This window comes from Streptomyces sp. NPDC042336 (genome assembly GCF_055581985.1).
In genome coordinates this window covers 275,395-293,140 of the sequence record NZ_JBVJEA010000003.1, presented here as the reverse complement: position 1 = coordinate 293,140, position 17,746 = coordinate 275,395, and the positions used below count along the sequence as shown (strand labels likewise).

The 17,746-nt window shown below is 73.9% G+C and carries 16 protein-coding genes; 6 read left to right on the top strand and 10 right to left on the bottom strand.

All coding sequences use genetic code 11. The annotated features are described in order from the left end of the window. Window positions 1-76: 76 nt before the first annotated feature. Window positions 77-1,072, bottom strand: a complete 996-nt coding sequence (locus ACZ6IM_RS09980) for an NAD-dependent epimerase/dehydratase family protein (RefSeq protein ID WP_052837528.1) — start codon at window positions 1,070-1,072, stop codon at window positions 77-79. 125 nt (window positions 1,073-1,197) lie between these two features. On the opposite strand from ACZ6IM_RS09980, the gene ACZ6IM_RS09975 reads away from it, so the two are divergent. The 3 genes from ACZ6IM_RS09975 to ACZ6IM_RS09965 all read left to right on the top strand — a co-directional run bounded on the left by ACZ6IM_RS09975 (window position 1,198) and on the right by ACZ6IM_RS09965 (window position 3,510). After that, complete coding sequence (locus tag ACZ6IM_RS09975; protein WP_052837527.1) at window positions 1,198-2,037, top strand: polysaccharide deacetylase family protein; 840 nt, start codon at window positions 1,198-1,200, stop codon at window positions 2,035-2,037. 62 nt (window positions 2,038-2,099) lie between these two features. Beyond that, on the top strand, window positions 2,100-2,540 hold the full coding sequence (locus ACZ6IM_RS09970) for a hypothetical protein (RefSeq protein ID WP_052837526.1): 441 nt from the start codon (window positions 2,100-2,102) through the stop codon (window positions 2,538-2,540). A gap of 85 nt (window positions 2,541-2,625) precedes the next feature. Then, window positions 2,626-3,510, top strand: coding sequence for an endonuclease/exonuclease/phosphatase family protein (locus ACZ6IM_RS09965; RefSeq protein ID WP_469555660.1), 885 nt, complete (start codon window positions 2,626-2,628; stop codon window positions 3,508-3,510). 252 nt (window positions 3,511-3,762) lie between these two features. On the opposite strand, the gene ACZ6IM_RS09960 is transcribed toward ACZ6IM_RS09965, so the two are convergent. From ACZ6IM_RS09960 to ACZ6IM_RS09940, 5 genes are all read right to left on the bottom strand, one after another. Continuing rightward, entirely contained in the window at window positions 3,763-4,923 is a 1,161-nt protein-coding gene (locus tag ACZ6IM_RS09960; RefSeq protein ID WP_052837524.1) for an XdhC family protein, read from the bottom strand. A 51-nt stretch (window positions 4,924-4,974) separates the two neighbouring features. Further along, a complete protein-coding gene (locus ACZ6IM_RS09955; protein ID WP_052837523.1) occupies window positions 4,975-6,432 on the bottom strand; it encodes an NCS2 family permease in 1,458 nt (485 codons plus the stop codon). Between the two features lie 133 nt (window positions 6,433-6,565). After that, a complete protein-coding gene (locus ACZ6IM_RS09950; protein WP_469555658.1) occupies window positions 6,566-9,052 on the bottom strand; it encodes a xanthine dehydrogenase family protein molybdopterin-binding subunit in 2,487 nt (828 codons plus the stop codon). Further along, window positions 9,049-9,645: a (2Fe-2S)-binding protein gene (locus tag ACZ6IM_RS09945; RefSeq protein ID WP_052837521.1), complete on the bottom strand. Its 597-nt coding sequence runs from the start codon at window positions 9,643-9,645 to the stop codon at window positions 9,049-9,051. The genes ACZ6IM_RS09950 and ACZ6IM_RS09945 overlap by 4 nt, the downstream gene beginning before the upstream one ends. Beyond that, the gene (locus tag ACZ6IM_RS09940) at window positions 9,645-10,535 is read right to left on the bottom strand and encodes an FAD binding domain-containing protein (protein WP_052837520.1); all 891 of its coding nucleotides are present in this window, start codon (window positions 10,533-10,535) and stop codon (window positions 9,645-9,647) included. Before ACZ6IM_RS09940 ends, ACZ6IM_RS09945 begins: the two co-directional genes overlap by 1 nt. A gap of 305 nt (window positions 10,536-10,840) precedes the next feature. On the opposite strand from ACZ6IM_RS09940, the gene ACZ6IM_RS09935 reads away from it, so the two are divergent. Beyond that, the gene (locus ACZ6IM_RS09935) at window positions 10,841-12,550 is read left to right on the top strand and encodes a PucR family transcriptional regulator (protein ID WP_052837519.1); all 1,710 of its coding nucleotides are present in this window, start codon (window positions 10,841-10,843) and stop codon (window positions 12,548-12,550) included. A gap of 172 nt (window positions 12,551-12,722) precedes the next feature. After that, the gene (locus tag ACZ6IM_RS09930) at window positions 12,723-13,511 is read left to right on the top strand and encodes a hypothetical protein (RefSeq protein WP_052837518.1); all 789 of its coding nucleotides are present in this window, start codon (window positions 12,723-12,725) and stop codon (window positions 13,509-13,511) included. A 21-nt stretch (window positions 13,512-13,532) separates the two neighbouring features. Here ACZ6IM_RS09930 and ACZ6IM_RS09925 read toward each other — a convergent pair whose 3' ends face one another. The 4 genes from ACZ6IM_RS09925 to ACZ6IM_RS09910 form a co-directional block, all read right to left on the bottom strand. Beyond that, complete coding sequence (locus ACZ6IM_RS09925) at window positions 13,533-14,177, bottom strand: Rv1733c family protein (protein WP_469555652.1); 645 nt, start codon at window positions 14,175-14,177, stop codon at window positions 13,533-13,535. A gap of 694 nt (window positions 14,178-14,871) precedes the next feature. Then, window positions 14,872-15,696 carry a rod shape-determining protein gene (locus ACZ6IM_RS09920; RefSeq protein WP_469555651.1) on the bottom strand — a complete coding sequence of 275 codons (825 nt, stop codon included), beginning with the start codon at window positions 15,694-15,696 and terminating at the stop codon, window positions 14,872-14,874. Continuing rightward, a complete protein-coding gene (locus tag ACZ6IM_RS09915; protein ID WP_469555648.1) occupies window positions 15,693-16,073 on the bottom strand; it encodes a TraR/DksA family transcriptional regulator in 381 nt (126 codons plus the stop codon). Before ACZ6IM_RS09915 ends, ACZ6IM_RS09920 begins: the two co-directional genes overlap by 4 nt. A gap of 54 nt (window positions 16,074-16,127) precedes the next feature. Then, window positions 16,128-16,454, bottom strand: coding sequence for a TraR/DksA C4-type zinc finger protein (locus tag ACZ6IM_RS09910; RefSeq protein ID WP_052837514.1), 327 nt, complete (start codon window positions 16,452-16,454; stop codon window positions 16,128-16,130). 343 nt (window positions 16,455-16,797) lie between these two features. Between ACZ6IM_RS09910 and ACZ6IM_RS09905 the strand changes: the two genes are divergently transcribed. Further along, window positions 16,798-17,745 carry a HAMP domain-containing sensor histidine kinase gene (locus ACZ6IM_RS09905; RefSeq protein WP_469555644.1) on the top strand — a complete coding sequence of 316 codons (948 nt, stop codon included), beginning with the start codon at window positions 16,798-16,800 and terminating at the stop codon, window positions 17,743-17,745. Window position 17,746 lies beyond the last annotated feature (1 nt).

Sequence of the window (17,746 nt, the reverse complement as noted above, 5' to 3'; positions counted from 1 at the left end):
TGCCTCAAACACTTGGAGACAGGTCACTTCCGGAGATAAGCCGGATTGTCACCGTAAGTAACCTTTTCGGCCCGCCTCAGGCGGCGATGGCGTGCGCGAACCAGCCGATGGTCCGCTCCAGCCCCTCGTTCCAGCCCACGCTCGGCCGCCAGCCGAGCCGTTCCCGGGCCAGGGTGGTGTCCGGCTTGCGCCGGCCGGGGTCGTCGACGGGGCGTTCGACGAAGCGGATGCGGGAGCCGGAGCCGGTGAGGTCGACCACCCGGCGGGCCAGTTCCAGCATGGTGATCTCGTCGTCGCCGCCGATGTTCATCGGCCCGGTCTCCCCGGAGGCGGCGAGGGCCAGGACGCCCGCCACGGTGTCGTCGACGTAGCACAGGGAGCGGGTCTGGCCGCCGTCGCCGGCGACGGTGAGCGGCATGCCGTCCAGCGCCTGCGCGATGAAGGTGGGGACGGCCCGGCCGTCGCCGGTGCGCATCCGGGGGCCGTACGTGTTGAAGATCCTCACGATGGCGGTGTCGGTGCCGTGCACCTGGCGGTGGGCGGTGACCAGGGCCTCGGCGAAGCGCTTGGACTCGTCGTAGACGCTGCGCGGGCCGACCGGGTTGACGTTGCCCCAGTAGGTCTCGCGCTGCGGGTGCTCCAGCGGGTCGCCGTAGACCTCGGAGGTGGAGGCGAGCAGGAAGCGGGCGCCGTCGGCGTGGGCCCGCTCCAGGGCGTTGCGGGTGCCGGTGCTGCCGACGTCGAGGGTCTCCAGCGGCAGCCGGAGGTAGTCGGCGGGCGAGGCGGGGCAGGCGAAGTGCAGGACCAGGTCGAACCGGCCGGGCAGGCCGCGCAGGGCCGCCGGGTCGGTGGCGTCGGCCCGGACGAACCGGAATCCGCGCCGGCGTTCCAGGTCGGCCACGTTGGCGCGGGAGCCGGTGGCCAGGTTGTCGAGGCAGACGACGTCGGTGCCGCCGTCGAGCAGGCGGCCGCACAGGTGGGAACCGACGAACCCGGCTCCGCCGGTCACCAGGGCCCGGCGCCAGGTGCGTCCGTTTCGGGGGCCGGTGGTGGCCCCGGGGCTCTCGCTCACAGGCTTCTCCTCTCACCGTCACGTGTGTGCCGGTGTGAGTAGCCCGGTCGCCGCGCCACTATCTCGAACGGTCATTCGAGGGGCCGCTATGAACCGCGTATATACTCGCAGCGTATAGTCCTCGCATGCCTTCGCTGACCAGGAAGATGACGAAAACGGGGACCAGGTTGCGTGTGTTCGCGACCTTCGCGGCCGCGGCCTCGCTGACCCTCGCGCTGAGCGGCTGCACGAAGCTGGAGACGCACTCCCCCAGCTCCGTCCGCAACGCCGCCGACACCCAGGCCGACGCGGCCGGCACCGGGACCGGCACCGCCGGCACGGCCGGCACCCAGGCCCGCGCGGGCGGGCTCGGCACCGTGGACTGCGCGCACGCCAAGTGCATCGCGCTGACCTTCGACGCCGGACCGAGCGAGAACTCCGCCCGGCTGCTCGACATCCTCAAGGAGAAGCGGGTCCCGGCGACCTTCTTCCTGCTCGGCAAACGGCACATCGACACGTATCCCGAGCTTGTCAGGCGCATGGCCGACGAGGGCCACGAGGTGGCCAGCCACACCTGGACCCACAAGATCCTCACGGACGCCGAACCGGACCAGATACGCGAGGAGCTGGAGCGCCCCAACAAGGAGATAGAGCGCCTCACGGGCGAGCGCCCCACGCTGATGCGCCCGCCGCAGGGCCGCACGGACGACACGGTGCACGACATCTGCCGTGAGCTGGGGCTGGCGGAGGTGCTGTGGACCGTGACCGCCAAGGACTACAAGACGAACGACTCCGACCTGATCACCGAGCGGGTCCTGGACCAGTCGTCCCGGGACGGCATCATCCTGCTGCACGACATCTACGACGGCACCGTGCCCGCCGTGCCCGGCATCATCGACGCGCTCAAGAAGCGGGGCTACGTCTTCGTGACGGTCCCCCAGCTGCTGGCCCCGGGGAAGGCCGAGCCGGGCAAGGTCTACCGGTAGGACCGGCACGACCGGCACCGGCAGGACCGGCGGGCGCGTCGCCCGTTGCCTACGATCGTCCGGTGGCCGTCTTCTCGCTCGAACGCACCGTTCCGCTCGTCCCGGACGAGGCCTGGCGTCGCCTCACCCGGTGGGAGCGGCACGGCGACACCGTGCCGCTGACCCGGGTCACCGCCGAACCGCCCGGCCCCACCCGCCGGGGCACGGTGGTCGTGGCCCGCACGGGAGCCGGACCGGTCGTCTTCGCCGACCCGATGGAGGTGACGGTCTGGCAGCCCCCGCGGGAGGACGCCCCCGGCCGGTGCCGGCTGGTCAAGCGCGGCCGGGTGGTCCGGGGCTGGGCGGAGATCGAGGTCGGGACGGGCCCCGACGGCCGGGCACGCGTCGGGTGGCGCGAGGAGCTGGACGTCCGGCTGCTGCCGCCCCTCCTCGACGGCCTCCTCGGCCGCGCGGGGCGCCATGTCTTCGGCCGCACGGTCGACCACCTGCTCCGACAGCCGTGAACCGTGGGTTGCGGGCAGGGGACGGCTCGCGGACGAGATCGCGCCGCGCGCCGCGCGGACGCCGTTTCCCGCGTACCGTGCCGGCATGTCTCCCAAAGCGCGCACCTTGACCCAACTGTCCCTCGCGGGTGCTTTGTTGACCCTGGCCGTGGCGGCACCGCCCGCCTCCGCCACCGCCGGCCGGGGGCACTCGGTCCCGTTGCGCATCGCCACCTACAACATCCACGCCGGGGCGGGCTCGGACGGCGTCTTCGACCTCGACCGGCAGGCCGCCGCGCTGCGCGCCCTCGACGCGGACGTGATCGGCCTCCAGGAGGTCGACGTGCACTGGGGAGCCCGCAGCCAGGGACTCGACGTGGCCGGGGAGCTGGCCCGGCGGCTGGGCATGCGGGTGTCCCTCGCGCCGATCTACAGCCTCGATCCCGTGACGGCGGGCGGACCCCGGCGCGAGTACGGCGTGGCGGTGCTGTCCCGCTTCCCGGTCCGTTCCGCGGCGAACCACGAGATCACGCGCCTGTCCACGCAGGACGAGAACCCGGTACCGGCCCCCGCGCCGGGATTCGGCGAGGTGACGCTCAAGGTGCGCGGGGTGCCGGTGCAGGTCTTCGTGACCCACCTCGACTACCGGGCGGACCCGGCGGTGCGCGAGGCCCAGGTCGCCGACACCCGGCGGATCATGGCTCGGGAGCGGGCCGAACTGCCAGGCGCGCGCCAGTTCCTGCTGGGCGACTTCAACGCCGAGCCCTCGGCACCCGAGCTGGCGCCGCTGTGGAAGGAGCTGCGCGACGCGGGGCCCGGGACCCCCGCAACGTATCCGGCCGAGGCCCCCGTGAAGCGGATCGACTACGTGGCCGCTGACAAGGACGTACGGGTACGGAACGCCACGGTCCCGGCCGAGCCCACGGCCTCCGACCACCGCCCGGTCGTCGCGGACGTGTCCCTGCCCAGGAGGACCCCCGGCCGGGACTGAGGCACGGCGACGACGGACCCCGTGACTGGACCCCAGGGCTTCGGGCCACTCGACGGTGCCCCGGCCCGGACCACCTGACCGGACTCGCCCGAAAGCGGCGCGTACGACGGGGCACGGGACGCCCGAGCGGCCGGCGGACGGCGGACGGCGAGCCCGATGCCCTGGACCGGGCCCTCTCCGGCGCGGGCCCACGCCCGGGCCCGCGCCCGTCGCGGGATGCGTACCAGTCGGCGCCCCCTGGTCCTCCGGTCGCTACGCCACCGAGCCGATGCGTCCCGGCGGGGTCGTCGGCGCCGTCGGCTCGTCGTGGTGGATGGGGGTGTGGGCCCCGGTCAGGGAGGTGCCCGTGCCGCCGTGGCGGGTCGCGACGATCTCGGCGGCGATGGACAGGGCCGTCTCCTCCGGAGTGCGGGCGCCGAGGTCGAGGCCGATCGGCGACCTGAGGCGGGCCAGCTCCAGGTCGCTCGCCCCGGCCTCGCGCAGGCGGGCCTCGCGGTCGAGGTGGGTGCGGCGGGAGCCCATCGCGCCGACGTACGCCACCGGGAGGCGCAGCGCCAGCCGGAGCAGCGGGATGTCGAACTTGGCGTCGTGGGTCAGGACGCACAGCACCGTACGGGCGTCCACGGCGGTGCGCGCCAGGTACTCGTGGGGCCACTCGGTGACGATCTCGTCCGCCTCCGGGAAGCGGGCCGGGGTGGCGAAGACGGGGCGGGCGTCGCACACCGTGACGTGGTAGCCGAGGAACTTGCCGGCCCGGACCAGCGCCGAGGCGAAGTCGATCGCGCCGAAGACGATCATGCGGGGCGCCGGGACCGAGGACTCGACCAGCAGGGTGAGCGGTGCTCCGCAGCGCGAGCCCTGCTCGCCGATCTCCAGTGTGCCGGTGCGCCCGGCGGCCAGGAAGGCGCCCGCCTCGGCGGCGGCCGTGCGGTCCAGCTCGGGATGGCCGCCGAAGCCGCCGGTGCGGGAGCCGTCCGCGCGGACCACGAGCGCGCGGCCCACCAGCTCGGCCGGGCCGCTCACGATCCGGGCCACGGCCGTCGTCCGTCCGTGCGCGGCGGCGGCGAGCGCGGCGGCCACGGCCGTACGGACGGGATCGCCCGTCCGTACCGGGGTGACGAGGACGTCGATGACCCCGCCGCAGGTCAGCCCCACGGCGAAGGCGTCCTCGTCGCTGTAGCCGAAGCGCTCCAGCACGGTTTCGCCGTCCTGGAGCGCCTGTCGGCACAGCTCGTACACGGCGCCCTCCACGCACCCGCCGGAGACCGAACCGACCACCGTGCCGTCGGCGTCCACCGCGAGGGCGGCGCCGGCCGGCCGGGGGGCGCTGCCGCCGACGGCCACCACGGTGGCCACGGCGAAGTCGCGCCCCTGCTCGACCCACCGGTGCAGCTCTTCGGCGATGTCCAGCATCTTCCGGTCCTCCTCGGGCGACGGGTACGTGAAGGGTTCCCGTCGTGGCGCCTAGTGCACGCCCAGCCAGCTCTCGATCGGGTTGAGGGCGAAGTAGACGACGAAGATCACCGTCAGGGCCCACATGAACGCGCCGATCTCCCGCGCCTTGCCCTGCGCGACCTTGATGGCGACGTAGGAGATGACACCGGCGGCGACCCCGGCCGTGATGGAGTACGTGAACGGCATCAGGACGACGGTCAGGAAGACCGGGATCGCGGTGGCCCGTTCGGCCCAGTCCACGTGCCGGGCGTTCATCATCATCATCGCGCCGATGACCACCAGGGCCGCCGAGGCGACCTCCTGCGGCACGATCGCGGTGATCGGTGTGAAGAAGAGGCAGGCCGCGAAGAACGCGCCGGTGACGACCGAGGCCAGCCCGGTACGGGCCCCCTCGCCGACGCCGGTCGCGGACTCGACGAAGACGGTCTGGCCGGAGCCGCCCGCCACGCCGCCGATGGCACCGCCGGCGCCGTCGATGAACAGCGCCTTCGACAGGCCCGGCATGCGGCCCTTGTCGTCGGCGAGCTTCGCCTCGGTGCCGACGCCGATGATGGTGGCCATCGCGTCGAAGAACCCGGCGAGCACCAGCGTGAAGACGATCATGCCGACCGTCATCGCGCCGACCTCGCCCCAGCCGCCGAACTCCAGGTCGCCGAAGAGCGAGAAGTCCGGCATGGAGACCGCGCTGCCGTGCAGTTCGGGCGCGCCGTTGGCCCACTGCTCGGGATCGATGACCCCGGTGGCGTTGAGGATCGCCGCGACGATCGTGCCGGTGACGATGCCGATCAGGATGGCCCCGGGCATGTTGCGGGCCTGGAGCATGAAGATCAGCAGCAGGGTGCCCGCGAAGAGCAGGACCGGCCAGCCCGCGAGTTCCCCGGCCGGGCCGAGGGTGAGCGGGGTCGCCTTGCCCGCGTGGACGAAGCCGCCCTTGACCAGGCCGATGATGGCGATGAACAGACCGATGCCCATGGTGATGCCGTGCTTGAGGGCGAGCGGGATCGCGTTCATGATCATCTCGCGGAGCCCGGTGACCACGAGCAGCATGATCACCACGCCGTACATCACACACATGCCCATGGCCTGCGGCCAGGTCATCTGCGGGACGACCTGCCCGGCGATCACGCCGGACACCGAGAGCCCGGCGGCCAGGGCGAGCGGCACCTTGCCGACGAAGCCCATCAGGAGCGTGGTGACCGCCGCGGCGAGCGCCGTCGCGGTGATCAGGGCCTTCTGGCCCAGGGTGTCCCCGGCGGCGTCCTTGCCGGAGAGGATCACGGGGTTGAGCAGGACGATGTACGCCATCGCCATGAAGGTGGTGATGCCGCCGCGCACCTCACGCGCGACCGTGGATCCCCGGTGGGATATGTGAAAGTACCGGTCGAGCCAAGACCGTCCGCCGGGGACGCGGGAACCCGCGCCCGCGTCTTCCGCGGTGATCTTGGGCTCCACTGACTGCTGGGTCATGGGGCCGTCTCCCAAGGTTCATAGGTGCACCCGGCCGGCCGCTGGGGCGGCCGCGGGATTTGGGATATGCACGACCCGGGGGACGGCCCGAGACGAACGCATCTGTGGTGGCACTGGTTGTACTGGTGGTACTTCAAGTACCGCGAGCGGAGCGGGACTTGGTCGGTGCTCCGGGCGGCGCGGAGGGTGTGACGTTCCGTGCGCCGCCCGGAGGGTCCTGGGGGTGCCGATCGGAGCCCGCCGTGCCGGTGAGGTGTTCCGGCCGTACCGGCGTGCGGTCGAGCGCCAGCCCCGTCGCGTCCCGGATGGCCGCGAGGACCGCCGGGGTGGACGACAGGGTGGGGGCCTCGCCGGCGCCGCGCAGCCCGTAGGGCGCGTGGTCGTCGGCGAGTTCGAGCACGTCGACCGGTAGGGCCGGCGTGTCGAGAATCGTGGGGAGCAGGTAGTCCGTGAAGGACGGGTTGCGGACCTTGGCGGTCACGGGATCGACGACGATCTCCTCCATCACCGCGATGCCCAGGCCCTGGACGGTGCCGCCCTGGATCTGGCCGATCACGCTGAGCGGGTTCAGCGCCTTGCCGACGTCCTGGGCGCAGGCCAGCTCGATCACCTTGACCAGGCCCAGTTCGGTGTCGACCTCGACGACGGCGCGGTGCGCGGCGAAGGAGTACTGGACGTGGCCTTTGCCCTGGCCGGTGCGCGGGTCGAAGGGTTCGGTCGGCCGGTGCCGCCACTCCTCCTCGACCTCGACCGCCTCGTCCTCCAGGACGTCCACGAGGTCGGCGAGCACCTCGCCGCCGTCGGTGACGACCTTGCCGTCCTCCAGCAGCAGTCCGGCGGTGGCCCAGGCCGGGTGGTGGGAGCCGAACTTGCGGCGCCCGGTCTCCAGGACCCGCGCGCGCACCAGCTCGCAGGCGTTCCTCACGGCGCCGCCGGTGACGTAGGTCTGCCGGGAGGCCGAGGTGGAGCCGGCCGAGCCCACCCGCGTGTCGGCGGGCTGGATGGTGACCTGGGCGACGCCCAGCTCGGTGCGGGCGATCTGCGCGTGGACGGTGACACCGCCCTGGCCGACCTCCGCCATCGCCGTGTGCACGGTGACGACGGGCCGGCCGCCGGCGACCTCCATGCGGACCTTCGCGGTGGAGTAGTCGTCGAAGCCCTCGGAGAAGCCGACGTTCTTGATGCCGACCGCGTAACCGACGCCCCGCACGACGCCCTCGCCGTGGGTGGTGTTGGACAGGCCGCCGGGCAGCTGCCGTACGTCGGCGCCCTCGCTGGACTCCCACTGCCGCTCCGGCGGCATCGGCATCGCCTTGACGCGGCGCAGGAGTTCGGCGACCGGCGCCGGGGAGTCGACGGGCTGTCCCGTGGGCATGAGCGTGCCCTGCTCCATGGCGTTGATCCGGCGGAACTCCACCGGGTCCAGGCCGAGTTCCGCGGCCACCTTGTCCATCTGCGCCTCGTAGGCGAAGCACGCCTGGACCGCGCCGAAGCCGCGCATGGCACCGCAGGGCGGGTTGTTGGAGTAGAGGGCGAGGGCCTCGATCTCGACGTCGTCACACACGTACGGTCCGACCGACAGCGAGGCGGCGTTGCCGACGACCGCCGGGGAGGCGGAGGCGTAGGCGCCGCCGTCCAGGACGATGCGGCACTTCACGTGGGTGAGCCGGCCGTCCCGGGTGGCGCCGTGCTCGTAGTGGAGCCGGGCCGGGTGGCGGTGGACGTGGCCGAAGAAGGACTCGAAGCGGTTGTAGACCATCTTGACGGGCTTGCCGGTGCGCAACGCGAGGAGGCAGGCGTGGATCTGCATCGACAGGTCCTCGCGTCCGCCGAAGGCGCCGCCGACGCCGGACAGGGTCATCCGCACCTTGTCCTCGGGCAGGCCGAGCACGGGGGCGATCTGGCGCAGGTCGGAGTGGAGCCACTGGGTGGCGATGTAGAGGTCGACGCCGCCGTCCTCGCCGGGCACGGCGAGTCCGGACTCGGGGCCGAGGAAGGCCTGATCCTGCATGCCGAAGGAGTAGTCGCCCGTGACGATCACGTCGGCGCGCGCGGCGGCCGCCCCGGCGTCGCCGCGCACGATCGGCTGTCGGTGCACGATGTTGGGGTGCGGGACGTGGGGGGCATGGTGGTCGTCGCGGTGCTCGTGGAGGAGGACCGCGCCGGGGGCGGTCGCGGACGCCTCGTCGGTGACGAGGGGCAGCTCCCGGTACTCCACCTTGATCTTCGCGGCGGCGCGGCGCGCGGTCTCCGGGTGGTCGGCGGCGACGATCGCGACCGGCTCCCCGTGGTGGCGGACCTTGCCGTGGGCGAGGACCGGGGTGTCCCGGATCTCCAGTCCGTAGTGGCGTACGTCGGTGGGCAGGTCGTCGTAGGTCATGACGGCGTACACGCCCGCCGTGGCCAGCGCCTCGCTCGTGTCGACGGAGACGATCTCGGCGTGGGCGACGGTGGAGCGCAGGATCTGGCCCCAGAGCATGTCCTCGTGCCACATGTCGGACGAGTACGCGAACTCTCCGGTGACCTTGAGGACGCCGTCCGGGCGGAGCGTGGACTCGCCGATGCCGCCCTTGGTCCGGGTGCCCTGGGTGAGGCCGGTGGGTGCGCCGTTGGCGGTCATGTCCGCTCCCCCTCGGACCGGCGGGCCGCGGCCAGGCGGACGGCGTCCATGATCGTCTCGTAGCCGGTGCAGCGGCACAGGTTGCCCGACAGCGCCTCGCGGATGTCCTCGTCGGCCGGGTCCGGGTGGCGCTCCAGCATCTCGTCGGCGGCGACCAGCAGCCCGGGCGTGCAGAAGCCGCACTGGACGGCGCCGGCGTCGATGAACGCCTGCTGGATCGGCGCCAGTTCGATGCTCCCGCCGGTCTGGGAGTCGGTGCCCCCGGCCTGCCACCGCTTGGCCGCGTCCAGCGAGGCGCTCTCGCCGCGGCGGACGCCGGTGGTGGCGCCGCCCTCGGCGCGTCGCCGGGCGAACTCCGCCAGGCCCTCGACCGTGACGACCTCGCGGCCCTCGGCCTGTCCGGCCGCGACCAGGCAGGAGCACACCGGCACGCCGTCCAGGCGGACCGTGCAGGAGCCGCACTCGCCCTGCTCGCAGGCGTTCTTGGAGCCCGGCAGGCCCATCCGCTCGCGCAGCACGTACAGCAGGGACTCGCCCTCCCACACGTCGTCGGCCTCCTGCGGACGTCCGTTGACGGTGAAGTTGACGCGCATCACGCGGCTCCTTCCGTGGTGCGGCGGGCGCCGCGGTACGACTCCCAGGTCCAGGTGAGCGTCCGGCGGGCCATGACCCCTACCGCGTGGCGGCGGTAGCTCGCGGTGCCCCGGACGTCGTCGATCGGGTCGCAGGCGGCGGAGCACAGGTCGGCGAACCGCTTGACGGCGGACGGGGTGATGATCTTCCCGTTCTCCCAGAAGCCGCCCTCGTCGAGCGCCGCGTTCAGGAACTCCTCGGCGGTCGTGGCCCGGACCGGGGTGGGCGCGGCCGAGCCGATGCCGGTGCGGACGGTACGGGTGCCGGGGTGCAGGGCGAGGCCGAAGGCGCACACGGCGATGACCATGGCGTTGCGGGTGCCGACCTTGGAGAACTGCTGAGGTCCGTCGGCCTTCGCGACGTGCACGGCGCGGATCAGCTCGTCGGGCTCCAGCGCGTTGCGCTTCACGCCGGTGTAGAAGGCGTCGATCGGGATGCGGCGCGTGCCGCGCACCGACTCGGCCTCGACCTCGGCGCCGGCCGCCAGCAGCGCCGGGTGGGCGTCGCCGGCCGGGGACGCGGTGCCGAGGTTCCCGCCCACGCCGCCGCGGTTACGGATCTGCGGGGAGGCGACCGTGTGCGAGGCGAGGGCGAGACCCGGCAGCTCGGTGCTCAGGTTCTCCATGATCCGGGTGTAGGACACGGAGGCACCGAGCCGTACGGTGTCCGCTCCGACCTCCCATTCGGCCAGGTCGCCGATGCGGCCCAGGTCCATGAGGTACTCGGGCCTGCGGTGATCGAAGTTGATCTCGACCATCACGTCGGTGCCGCCCGCGATCGGCACGGCGGTGGGGTGCTCGGCCTTGGCGGCGAGCGCCTCCTCCCAGCTGGCGGGGCGAAGGAAGTCCATGCCCGGCTCTCTTCCTCGTGTGCGTGCGGCGGTGTCGGCGGGCGGCGGTCGTGGAGATCGAGCCAATCCCGTGGTCCGGGGTCCGGCTCGTTCATGTGTTGTTCACGTGGAATGGCCTCAGTACACCGTCGTGTGCTCCACCAGGGTCAGTCGCAGAAACCATGAAGGAGTTGGCTGGCCAGGGCGGGCATCTTGTAGATTCGTATGAACGGAGGTGCTCAATTGCCTCCCTGTTCTCCTCTGGAATCGGGCGACACAGCCGCGTGACCTGGAACACTTCGAGACAAAGAACGGCGGCGACGAGAATGCGGCTGCGCGCACTGCTGGACACCGACGCGCTGGGCCTCAAGCTGCTCGGCGGCGAGGACGAGCTGGACCGCACGGTCCGGGGCGTGATGACCACCGACCTGCGGGACCCCAGCCGCTACCTCTCCGGCGGCGAGCTGGTGCTCACCGGCCTGGCCTGGCGCCGCGACGCCGCCGACTCCGAACCTTTCGTCCGCCTGCTGGTGCAGGCCCAGGTGGCCGCGCTGGCCGCCGGCGAGGCGGAGCTGGGGAGCGTGCCGGAGGATCTGGTGGTGGCGTGCGCGCGGCACCGGCTGCCGCTGTTCGCGGTGCACGAGTCGGTGGCCTTCGCGACGATCACCGAGCACGTCGTGCGCCAGGTCTCCGGCGAGCGGGCGGGTGACCTCGCGGCCGTGGTGGACCGGCACCGCCGGATGATGACCTCGGGACCGGCGGGCGGCGGCCCCGACGTGGTCCTGGACCTGCTCGGCTCGGATCTCGACCTGCGGGCCTGGGTGCTCTCCCCCACCGGACGGCAGGTCGCCGGGCCGAAGGACGCGGAGCCCGCGCTGTCCGCCGAGGTCCGCGCCAAGCTGGCGGCCGAGCACCTCGCGGCCACCCGCACGGGCCGGCGCGCGCCGCACCGGGTGCCCCTGGGCTCCACGACGTACAGCCTCTTCCCGGTGCGCGGCCGGGGGCAGCCCCCGGTGACGCCCCCGGGGGCGCGGGCATCCCAGGGCGCGGGTGCGGGGCGGGACGTGCGCGAGACGGTGCTGTCCGACTGGCTGCTGGTGGTGGAGGCGGACGCCGGGGACTGGGCCGAGGAGCGCCTCGACCTGCTGTACGGCGTCACCCAGCTGATCGCGGTCGAGCGGGACCGGCGGGACGCGGCACGCACGGTACGGCGGCGCCTCGCCCATGAGGTCCTGGAGCTGGTGCAGACGGGCGCCGCGCCGGCCGAGATCGCGGCCCGGCTGCGGGTGGCGGCGCCGGTGCTGCTGCCGGGCCTCGGCGCGGCACCGCACTGGCAGGTCGTGGTGGCCCGGGTGGAGTGGGAGGACGGCGACGAGCAGACCGGCCGCGTCGCACAGACCCTGCTGGAGGAGATGCTCGTCGACCCGCACGCCACCGGACCCGAGCAGTCGGACCGCATCGCCGTGGCACACACCGGCGAGGAGGCGGTCGCCCTCGTACCGCTGCCGGCGGTCTCCAGCGAGCACGACGGCTCCGAGGCCGGAGTCCTCGCGGAAACGCTGCTGGAGTCCGTACGGGAGCCGCTGTCGGCGGGGCTTGACGGCGACGGGCGGGTCACGCTCGGCGTCAGCGCGGCCGTGCACTCGGCGGAGGGCCTGCGCGGGGCACTGGAGGAGGCCCGGCACGCGCGCCGGGTCGCCGCGGCGCGCCCCGGCCGGGTCTGCGCGGCCGGCCACCAGGAGCTGGCCTCGCACGTGCTGCTGCTCCCCTTCGTCCCCGACGACGTGCGGCGCGCGTTCACCGCCCGGCTGCTCGACCCGCTGCGGGACTACGACCGCCGCCACCGCGCCGAGCTGATCCCGACGCTGGAGGCGTTCCTCGACAGCGACGGCTCCTGGACGCGCTGTGCGAACCGGCTGCACCTGCACGTCAACACGCTGCGCTACCGCGTCGGGCGGATCGAGCAGTTGACGGGGCGTGATCTGTCGCGCCTGGAGGACAAGCTGGACTTCTTCCTTGCCCTGCGGATGAGCTGAGGCCCGGGGCGCGCGGAGGCCCCGGGCGGGCCCGGGGCGCTCCCAAACCTCGACGGTACGAAGTCCACGACTTTGTGAAATCTTTCACCCATCCCCTTGGCCGGGCCGCCGGATCCGTGCTGAGATGCGGCCACCACTCGAGAGCTCGATGGCGTGCTAAGGGGAGGGCGACGTGGCGCATTCCGCCATGGCTGGTTCTGGCTGGGGAACGACCGAAGGTGACGATCCGCTCCAGACCGCGGTATGGCGGTTGCGCTCGCGCGGCTGCTGGGCCGACGCGGCTGCCCTGCTGGAGCCGGTCACCGCGGACACCGCCCTGCAGCGGACCGCGCTGCTGGTGGAGCGGTGCCTGTACACGGAGCAGGGCTGGGCCGAGGCCGAGGACGCGCTGCGCACCGCGGAGGCCCTGGCGCACACCGACGACGAGCGCGGGGCCGCCGCCTGTGAACGGGGCCAGCTCGCCTACGCCGCCACGGTGCACGGGGTGCGCGACCGGGCCGACGAGGCGCGGGCCGCGCTGGGCCGGGCGGCGGCGCTGATCGCGCCGGGCGCCGGGGGGCGGGCGCTGCTGGACTTCCGGCGCGGGCTGCTCGCGGAGAACCTGACCCGCTCACCGCAGGCCGCCCGCGCGGCGTACCGGCGGGCCCACGCCGGCGCCACCGCGCACGCCGACCCGCTGCTGCAGTCCTTCACCTGGCGGCATCTGGCCGGACTCGCCCTGCGGGAGGGTGAACTGGCCGAGGCGCGGCACGGTTTCACCGAGTCGCTGCGGATCCGTGAGGAGCTGGGGTACCTCGTCGGTACGGCCCCGGCGCTGGCCTCGCTCGCGGACGCCGAGTCGGAGCCGGAGGCGTCCCGGCTGCGGGAGGAGGCGCGGCGGCTGTTCCGGCTGCTGGGCGGCGTACCGACGTGGCTGGCACGGCAGTTGGCGCCGCCGGCGGCGGGCGCGGCGACGGCGTGAGGGGCCCGCACCCGGCGGGCGTCACGGGAATCTGCTCCAGCGCGGGGCCGTGTTGGCCCAGGCCGCGTCCCACTGGGCGAGGTTGCGACGGTGCAGCACGAGGCCGGTGGCGGCGTGGGCCGCGAGGCCGGTGAGGACGACGCCCAGGAAGGCGAGGATCGCCCAGCCCATGGTGCGGCTGCGGATCTGCTCGGTGGTCAGCGGCGGCCCGGTGATCCGGCCCTGCGCGTCGACCCAGACCAGGACGGTGCTGTCGGCCGGCAGCCCCGGTGCGACCTCGGTCGTCACGGTTCTGCTCACCCCGTCGGGGCCGGTGTAGCGGACCGGGGCGGGATAGCGGGCCTTCCTCGCCTCGTCCGACCCCGGCTCGGGGTGGCGCGGGGCGTCGTGGGTCAGCACCGCGGGACGCTGGTCCCGGCTCCGCGCCTCGTGCTCGGCGGTGTTCCGGTAGTGCCGGTAGGCGCTGTCGCCGACCCCGAACATCGCCGCCGGCGCCGCCACCAGCACGGCCAGCACGATCCCGAGCGAGAGCCACGCCCCCAGCCGGTCGCTCGGCCGCCGCAAGGGGTTGCGCCGCCACCGCCACAGCAGGAGATACGGGTGCCGCACGGGCTCGGGATCGGGAACGGCGGGTGGCGGCTGGGCCCGGGGAACCTCTCCGGCCACGGGGGGCCTCCTTTCGGCGGATCGGGTGGGGACGGGGGTGGGTAGGGGGCGCGGGGGTACGGCCGGCACCGGGGCGGGCGCCGGCCGACGGGGCGGGCGGGCACCGGCCGTACGAGCGGGGCCGGGGGCCGGTGCGGGGCTGGGGCGGGCGACGCCGGGCCGCCGGACACCGGAGTGACGGCGCCGCGCCCGCCCGGCCGGCATCCCGCGCCGGTGCCCGGCCCGACAGACCCCGGGCCCGGCACCGTACGGCGGCCGGGACGGGCCCGTCCGCCCCGGCGAGGGACCGTCCCGGAACACCCGGCCCGACCACCACCGCACCGAACAGCACGACCGCACCCGGCCGACCGGACATCCCGAGCAGCCGTCCGGACGAGCGGTACCCATCCGCCCCGGCGAGGAACGGCACCGGAACACCCGGCCCGCCCACTACCGGACCGAACGGCACGACCGCACCCCGCACCCGTGCCGGCCCCGGAGACCCGAAGCGGCGGTCGGGACGCGTGGTGCCCGTCCGCCCGGGTGGAGGCCGGCGCCGGGCACCCGAGTCCCGCCGCGCCGAACAGCCCGAACAGCGGGCGCGGGCATGCCCGTGCCGGGGACCGGCATCGTGGCCGTCGGGACGAGCGGTGTCCGTCCGGCCCGTCGGGGGATGCTGCCGGGCCCGGGGTTCCGCCGGCGGCCCGGCACCGGGTCAGTGCGGGTGGCCGGACGGGGGGTCCGTGCCCGTGGTCGACGGGTGGGTGTGCGCGGCCTCCAGGAGCTTGGCTGCGCCGCGTACGGCCGCCGTGTGCGGTGCCGGCACCGCGCGCAGCGGCACGTGCAGGCGGTCGGCGAGGTGGCAGGTGATCTCGGGGCGCAGCGCGCCGCCGCCCGCCAGCAGCGGCCCCCGGGCGAGCGCGTCGACCGTGAGGGACGTGCCGTCCTGCCGCAGCATCGAGGTCGTCATCTCGGCCAGCGCCTCACCGATCCGCGCGGGCGGGGTCGTGTCGTCGATGTCCCCGGTGCCCAGCGCGGTGCGGCGGGCGTCGAAGACCGCGCCGTCCACCAGCAGCACCACCTCCGTGAGATGGGCGCCGATGTCCATCACGAGCAGCGGCCGGGACAGGTCGGCGCCCGCCGCCAGGGCCACCGCCCGCGCGCTGGGAACGGTCAGCACACTGCGCGGGCGCAGCACCTGAACGGCCGTACGGGCTTCGGTCCGGTAGGCCAGCCCGTCCAGCACCGGCGCGGTCACCACGACCACGGGCCGGGCGAAGCGGGGCAGCCGGTGCCCCAGCAGCCGCTCCAGCATCCGGGCCGTGCCCTGGGTGTCGACGATGGAACCGCGCTGGATCGGGTACACCGCGCCCGCGCCGGGGAAGGTCACCGTCGGCACGTCGAGGATCATCCCCCGCCCGGCGACCCAGGCGCGGGTGCGGGCGCTGCCCATGTCGAGGGCGACGCCGCTGCACTGCCGGCACAGCGGCCAGGGCCGGTGCCGGGACAGGGCGGCACGGGGCCGCCGGAGCAGGGTCATCGTCCGGCCTCCCGCATCTGCTGGCAGCGGGCGCAGTAGCGGGCCTGCGGCACGATCATCAGCCGGTCGCGGTCGATGGCGCGCCGGCACAGCTGGCAACGGCCGTAGCGGCCCTCGGCGATGCGGTCGAGTGCCGCTTCCACGTCGGCGAGGACCATGCGCGCGGAGGCTGCCAGCTTGACCCTGACCTCGGTCTGCGCGGCGGACCGCCGCTGGACCGGCTCGTCGGTGCGGGCCGGGGCCGCGGCGATCTGCCGCAGCTGGTCCTCGCGGAACAGCCGCTGCTCCCGGAGGTCCTCCCGGAGCGCGGCGAGGTCCTCGGGCGACAGGGGCGCCGGACGCGTGTCGCGGTCGCCGATGGTCTGGTTGTTCACCACTTCACCCCTTGGTCAGGGCGGGAGGGACGAGTTACGGGACTTGAAGGCGCGCGGTCAGGCGGCGGCGCGGCGCTGGCAGGCGACGCAGTACCGCGTGTAGGGGAGGATTTCCAGGCGCTCCCCCGGGACGGGCTTGCCGCAGCCCAGGCAGGCGCCGTAGGTGCCGGCCTCGACCCGGGCGAAGGCCTCGTCGATCTCCTTGAGCACCCGTTCGATCGCTGCCTTCTGCGCGGACATCAGCTGGTCGTCCGCCTGGCCGCTCTCGTCGAGGGCCTGCAGCTGGGTGATGCGGGTGTTGCGGGCGTGTTCGAGGCGCTGGCGCGCCTCGTGAGCGGTCAGCCGCTCGGGGCGGGGTTCGATGCGGGAGGCGTCGAGCGACACGGTGACTGGTCCTTTTCTCGGAAGGTGCTGCGGGTATGCCGAGCGCCGGGCCGATCGGGCCCGGTCGTCCTCAACCCTGGCCGGGCCGCCCGGGGAAACCCATCGGGCTCAGGACCCATTTGCCCGGGGGCGCGGGATCCACTCGGGGGTGTGCCGGGGCGGCCGTATGGGTGCGCCGCGAGCCGGAAATGGGGGTCGGGCCCCATCGACCGGACGGGTCCGGGAGGGGCACGCTGGTCGCTTGCTCGGTCGCTACCTGGGCCGCAGCTCCCACCGAGGGTGCGCGATGACCGACAGTAGAGGCGTACCAAGTCGACACGTCGCCGAAGGAGGCGTACCCCCGGTGTCCCTGTTCTGGCGGATCTTCGGGCTCAACGCGGTGGTGCTGGGCTTCGCCACGGCGCTGCTGCTGTGGGCTCCGGTGACCGTCTCCGTGCCGATCCTGCTGACCGAGGCGGTCGTCCTCGTGGTCGGCATGGGCGTCATGCTGGTGGCCAACGGCGCCCTGCTGCGCTGGGGGCTGGCACCGCTGGAGCGGCTCACCCGGCTGATGACCACCGTCGACCTGCTGCGCCCCGGCCAGCGGCTGCCGGTGTCCGGGGGCGGCGAGGTCCCGGAGCTGATCCGCACGTTCAACGCGATGCTGGACCGCCTGGAGAACGAGCGGGCCACGAGCAGTGCCCGCGTCCTGCTCGCCCAGGAGGCGGAGCGGCGCCGTATCGCGCAGGAGCTGCACGACGAGGTCGGGCAGAGCATGACCGCGATCCTGCTGGTCCTGGGACGGGCGGCGGACGACGCCCACGAGCCGCTGCGCGAGGAGCTGCACCAGGCGCAGGAGATCACCCGGGAGAGCCTGGACGAGGTCCGCCGCCTGGTGCGCCGGCTGCGGCCCGGCGTCCTGGACGACCTCGGTCTGATCAGCGCGCTGTCCTCGCCCACGCACGACTTCGCCACCCACACCGGTCTGCGGGTGGTGCGCCGCTTCGACGCCGACCTGCCGGCCCTGGACCACGAGACCGAACTGGTCCTCTACCGGGTGGCGCAGGAGAGCCTGACCAACGCCGCCCGCCACGCGGACGCCGAACGCCTCGAGGTGGGTCTGGCCCGCGCCGACGACGCGGTGACGCTCACCATCGCCGACGACGGCCGCGGCATCGAGGCGGCGCACGAGGGCGCCGGCATCCGCGGCATGCGGGAGCGGGCCCTGCTCATCGGGGCCGCCCTCGACATCAGCTCGGCACCCGGCGCCGGCACCCGCATCCGGCTCACCGCACCCCTTCCCAGGAAGTAGC